A 6,036-nucleotide genomic window follows, 5' to 3' on the forward strand; every position below is an offset into this window, starting at 1 on the left:
AGCTCCAGAGCGCGGCGTACGCGCCCCCGGCCGCCACGAGATCGTCGTGGGCGCCGAGTTCGGTGATCCGGCCGTCCTCCATCACGGCCACCCGGTCGGCATCGTGCGCCGACTGCAGACGGTGCGCGATGGCGATGACGGTCCGGCCTTCGAGGACGGCGGCCAGCGCGCGCTCCGTGTGCCGGGCCGTTCTCGGGTCAAGGAGCGCGGTGGCCTCGTCGAGTATCAGCGTGTGCGGGTCGGCCAGTACCACGCGCGCCAGGGCGAGCTGCTGTGCCCGGGCCCCGTCCGGCCGGTGCCCGCCATGGCCCAGATCGGTGTCCAGGCCGTCCGGCAGTTCATCGGCCCACTCGGCGCCGACGGCCGCGAGTGCCGCGTGCAGTTCGGCGTCGGGGGCGCCCGCCGAGGCGATCCGCAGATTCTCCCGGACCGTGCCCAGGAACACGTGGTGCTCCTGGGTGACGAGGACGACGTGCCGGCGCAGCCGGTCGGGGTCCAGGCCGGCGACCGGGACCCCGCCCACCGTCACCGAGCCGGTGCGCGGTGTGTCCATGCCTGCCAGCAGTCTGCCCAGCGTGGTCTTGCCCGCGCCTGACGGGCCGACGATCACCAGTCGCTCGCCGGGCCGGACCGTCAGGTCGACACCGTGCAGGACGTCGCCCCCGTCGTCGTAGGCGTAGCGCACCCCGGCCACTTCGATCCGGTCGTCGGCCGGCGCGCAAGAGGCGGCCTGCGGTGCCTGCGCCGCCGTGCCGAGACCCTCCACTCTCGCGAAGGAGGCGCTGCTGCTCTGGAGTTGCTCCATCTGCTGGAGGATGACGTCCAGGGGCTGGGACAACTGCCGCAGGTACAGGGCCGAGGCGACGACCGCGCCGACACTCATCGCGCCCTGGTCGTGCAGCACGCCGCCGATCAGCAGGACACCGGCCACGGGGATGACGTAGGAGATGTCCACGGCCGGGAAGAGCACACTGCGCAGGAACAGTGTCCGGGTCCGGGTGCTCCGGCACTTCTCGATACCCTCCCGGCACGCCGCGACGCGGCGCTGCTGCAGCCCCAGGGCCTCGACGGTGCGGGCGCCCGCGGCGGTGGCCGCGAGCTGCTCCGCGAGCTCCGAGTTGGCGGCTCCCTCGGCGAGGTACGCGGTGAGCGCCCGGCGCAGGTACCAGCGGGCGGCGAACCAGATGCCGAGCAGACCCAGCACCCCGCACGCGCCGAGCAACGGGTTGAGCAAGAAGACCGCTCCGAGGATGAACAGCGCCTGGACCCCGGCGACGAGGACCTCGGGTCCGGCGTCCCGGAGGGTCGCGCCGACCGCGGCGACATCGGTGGTGCCGCGGGTCATCAGGTCGCCCGTGCCCACCCGCTCGACGGCCGCTGCGGGCAGCGCGAGCGCCCGGTCGGCGAACTGCTCCCGGATGCGCGCCAGGGTCCGCTCGCCGAAGCGGTGTCCGATGTAACCGGCGTAGCGGACCAGCAGGAGCTGCGCCACGGCGAAGCCGAGGATGGTGAGTGCGAGGCGGTCCACCGCGGCCACCCCGCCGCCCGCCCGGACCTCGTCGATGATGCGGCCGAGCAGCCACGGGCCGACGAGTCCGGCACCGGCGGCGAGCGCGTTGAGGCCGATCATGGCGGCGAAGGCGCGGCCGTCCAGCCGGATCAGCCGGAGCGCGGCCCGGCGTATCCGGAACGGTTCGGCGACGGACAGGGCCCGGCCCGTCGCCCGGGAGTCCGCGGTCATCGCACGGCCTCCCGGGACGGCGGGACGGTTCCTTCGGCCGAGCCGCCGGGAGCGTCGTCGTCCACACCGCGGGACACCAGCCGGCGGTACCCGGGCTGCCCGTCCAGGAGCTCGCGATGGCTGCCGACGGCCGCGACGGAGCCGTCGACCAGGTAGTACACGGTGTCCGCCCGGTCCAGCAGGAGCGGTGACGTGCTGGTGACGACCGTCGTGCGGCCGGACCGTGCGGCGTGCAGCCGGGCCGCGACGGCCGCCTCGGTGTGTGCGTCGACCGCCGAGGTGGGCTCGACCGCCAGGAGTATCTCGGGATCGGCCAGCAGGGCCCGGACCAGCCGGACGCGCTGCCGCTGTCCTCCGGAGAGGTTGCGGCCCTGCGCGTCGACCGGCGAGTCGAGTCCGTCCGGCAGACCGCGGACGATGTCCTGCGCCATGGCCGCGTGGACGCCGCGGCCGATGGTCTCCTCGTCCCGGTCCCGCGCGCCGCAGATCACCTCGCGCAGCGGTCCGGCGAACAGATCGGCCTCGTTGTCCGCGACCAGGATCCGCCGGCGAACCCGCGTCAGGTCGATCTCGTCGAGGCGTATCCCGCCCCAGGTGGCGGCCGACTCCACGAACCGGCCGAGACGGTCGACCACCGCGGCGGAGTCCGACGGCCGGGCGCTGACGAGTGCGGTCAGCCCGCCGGGCACCACCTCGACGCCGGATTCCGGATCACGGAGCGTGGACGGCGCCCCGGGTCCCTGCGAAGTCGCCTCCCCGTCCGCGGAATCGGGCTCCATGGCCAGGAACCGGATGACCCTGCGGGCGGCGACCAGCCCGCGGCTGAGGTCGTAGCCGCCCTCGATGAAGAACGAGACCGGCACCACCAGCACCGCCGTGTATCCGTAGACCGCGACCAACTCGCCCACGGTGATGGTCCCTTGGGCGGCCATCCGGGCCGCCAGCCAGGTCACGACACCGAGGAACAGGGTGGGGAGGCCGACACCGAGGGCCTGGATCCAGCTGGTCACCCCGCCGACGCGGTACCCCTGAGCCTGCAACTCCCGCGAACCGCGCCGGTAGCGTTCGGCGTACGCCTCCTTGCCGCCGATGCCGTTGAGAACGCGCAGGCCCCCGACGATGTCCTCGAAACGGGCGGCGAGCCCGCCCTGCTGCTCCCGGTACGCCGACTCGACGCCCTGCAACCGCCACAGCAGTGGGCCGACCAGCACCGCGAGCAGCGGTACCCCGAGCAGCACCACCACGGCGAGCAGCGGCGAAACGGTCAGCAGCAGCGCGGCCACGACGACATAGGCGAGGACCGCGCCGACCCCGGGGCCGGTGATGGTCAGCGTGCCGGAGATCACGGCGACATCGCGGAACCCGATCGTGACGATCTCCCCGGCCGTGACCCGGCGCGGCAGCGCCCCGCCGAGCGCGGTCGCCTGCCTGACCACGACCGCCACGGACCGGAAGGCGGCGTCCATCCGCACCCTGGTCATCGTGCGGTGCCGCATGATCGCCAGCCACGCGTTCAGCACCCCCACGCCCAGCAACGCCGCTACCCAGCCCACCAGCGCGGACCACTGCCCCGGCTCCAGCCCGTCGTCGATGGCGCGCGACAGCAGGTAGGGAGGCAGCGTCAGGCAGACCATCCAGACACTGCCGAGCAGCGCACCGGCGGCGATCCGGCGGCGCTGACTGGTGATCAGCCACCACAGGTACCGCAGCGCGCTGCGACAGTCAGGGGTCCCCGGATCCACATAGGAATCTGTCATGTACCGACCCTAATGATCCCGGAGAGCCGGTGGACCGGGGGACCGCACCACCCCCGTCAGCCGTGCCAGGACCGCCACAGCGCCGCGTACGCGCCGTTCGCCGCCACCAGCTCGTCATGGCTGCCCAGCTCGCTGATCCGGCCCTGCTCGACGACCGCGATCACATCCGCGTCGTGCGCCGTGTGCAGCCGGTGCGCGATCGCCACGACCGTGCGGCCGTCCAGCACCCGGGCCAGCGAGCGCTCCAGATGACGGGCCGCGCGCGGGTCGAGCAGCGACGTCGCCTCGTCCAGCACCAGCGTGTGCGGATCGGCCAGCACCAGCCGGGCCAGCGCGATCTGCTGGGCCTGCGCGGGAGTGAGCACCGTACCGCCCGAGCCGACCTCGCAGTCCAGCCCCTCGTCCAGTGCCCGGGCCCAGCCGTCCGCGTCGACCGCGGCCAGCGACGCCCACAGCTCCGCGTCCCCGGCACCGGCACGGGCCAGCAACAGGTTGTCCCGCAGCGAACCCACGAACACATGGTGCTCCTGGTTGACCAGCGCCACATGCGTACGCACGCGCTCCGCGGTCATCCGCGACAACTGCGCACCGCCCAGCGAGACCTCACCGGTGCGCGGGGCGTAGATCCCGGCCAGCAGCCGGCCCAGCGTGGACTTGCCCGCACCGGACGGGCCGACCAGCGCCAGCCGGGTACCCGGAGCGACGTCAAGCGACACCTTGTGCAGGACGTCGAGACCGGCCCGGTATCCGAAGCGCACCTCGTCGGCGCGTACGTCCCGGCCGTCCGGCGCCACCGCCGCGTCGCCCGCGTCCGGCTCGATCTCGCGGACACCCACGAGGCGCGCCAGCGACACCTGGGCGACCTGCAACTCGTCGTACCAGCGCAGGATCAGGCCGATCGGGTCGACCATCATCTGCGCGAGCAGCGCACCCGTCGTCAGCTGCCCGACGGTGAGCCAGCCCTCGATCACGAACCAGCCCCCGAGCATCAGGACCGCGCCGAGGATCGTCACGTACGTGGCGTTGATGACGGGAAAGAGCACGGACCGCAGGAAGAGCGTGTACCGCTCCCAGGCCGTCCACTCCTTGACCCGCTGGTCCGACAGCGCGACCCGGCGCGCACCCAGCCGGTGCGCCTCCACGGTCCGCCCGGCATCCACCGTCTCCGCGAGGACGGCCGCGACCGCCGCGTAACCGGCGGCCTCCGAGCGGTACGCGGACGGCGCCCGGCGGAAGTACCAGCGGCAGCCGACGATCAGCACCGGAAGCGCGATGAGCACCGAGAGCGCCAGCGGGGGAGCGGTGACGGTGAGCGCGGCGAGCAGCAGCCCCGCCCACACCACACCGATGGCCAGCTGCGGCACCGCCTCGCGCATGGCGTTGGCGAGCCGGTCGATGTCCGTGGTGATCCGGGAGAGCAGATCACCCGTCCCGGCCCGTTCCAGGACGCCGGGCGGCAGCCGGACCGACCGCACGAGGAAGTCCTCGCGCAGATCGGCCAGCATCTCCTCGCCGAGCATCGCGCTGCGCAGCCGCATCATCCGGGTGACCACGGTCTGCACGATGAGCGCGACGGCGAACACCGCGGCGGTGCGCTCCAGATGGAGGTCGGTGACCCCGTTGGACAGATCCTCGACGAGCCCGCCCAGCAGGTAGGGGCCGGCGATCGAGGCGACCACCGCGACCGTGTTGAGCAGGGTGACCACGGTGAACGGCCGCCGGTGGCGCCTGATCAGTTCCCTGGCATACGTCCGTACGGTCGTAGGGGTGCCGACCGGCAGGGTGGTGGCCGACTCGGGCGCGGCCGGGTCGTAGGCCGGTGGTGCGACGCCGGTCATGCCCTCTCCTCGATTTCCTTGATGGTGTCGATCGCGGGGATCGCTTCGTCCTTGCCCGGCGGGGCCGGTGCCGGGATCTCGTCGCCGGTCTCGCGGGTGACGACGGCCCGGTAGCGCGGTTCGCCGCGCAGCAGTTCACGGTGGGTGCCGACGGCCACCACCGTGCCCCGGTGGACCAGAGCCACCCGGTCCGCCAGGTCGAGCAGCAGCGGGGAGGAGGCGAAGGCCACCGTCGTACGGTCCTTGCGCAGCGCCTTGATACCCGCGGCGACCCGCGCCTCCGTGTGCGAGTCGACCGCGGACGTCGGCTCGTCGAGCACCAGNNGCGCTGGCCGCCGGAGAGCGACCGGCCGCGTTCGGTGATCCGGGTGTCCATCGGATCGCCGCCACAGTCCACGGACGCCTGTGCCAGCGCGTTCAGGACGTCGTCGCACTGCGCGGCCGACAGCGCCTCCTCGGGGCTCACCCGGCCGGACGACGGTACGTCCAGCAGTTCGCGCAGGGTGCCGGAGAGCAGCACCGGGTCCTTGTCCTGGACCAGAACGGCGGTGCGCGCCGCGTCCAGTTCCAGCTCGTCCAGGGGTACGCCACCGAGCAGCACGGACGGCACCTCGTGGTCCGCCGTCCCGTCCTCGACGGCGCCGTCCTTCGCCACCTCCGGCTGGGCGTGGCCGCCGAGCCGGTCCGCGAGCCGGCCGGC

The 6,036-nt window shown here is 73.3% G+C and carries 3 protein-coding genes and 1 pseudogene; all 4 read right to left on the bottom strand.

All coding sequences use genetic code 11. The annotated features are described in order from the left end of the window. On the bottom strand, window positions 1–1,741 hold a 1,741-nt coding region (locus J1C73_RS01595), incomplete at its 3' end, for an ABC transporter ATP-binding protein (RefSeq protein WP_207314727.1). Next, the gene (locus tag J1C73_RS01600; RefSeq protein ID WP_207314728.1) at window positions 1,738–3,498 is read right to left on the bottom strand and encodes an ABC transporter transmembrane domain-containing protein; all 1,761 of its coding nucleotides are present in this window, start codon (window positions 3,496–3,498) and stop codon (window positions 1,738–1,740) included. The genes J1C73_RS01595 and J1C73_RS01600, both read right to left, overlap by 4 nt. 56 nt (window positions 3,499–3,554) lie before the next feature. Beyond that, on the bottom strand, window positions 3,555–5,336 hold the full coding sequence (locus J1C73_RS01605) for an ABC transporter ATP-binding protein (RefSeq protein WP_207314729.1): 1,782 nt from the start codon (window positions 5,334–5,336) through the stop codon (window positions 3,555–3,557). Next, window positions 5,333–6,036: pseudogene (locus J1C73_RS01610) on the bottom strand (ABC transporter ATP-binding protein); the annotation flags it as partial. The pseudogene J1C73_RS01610 and the gene J1C73_RS01605, both read right to left, overlap by 4 nt.

Source organism: Streptomyces laculatispora (assembly GCF_017353455.1).
Classification (GTDB): domain Bacteria; phylum Actinomycetota; class Actinomycetes; order Streptomycetales; family Streptomycetaceae; genus Streptomyces; species Streptomyces laculatispora.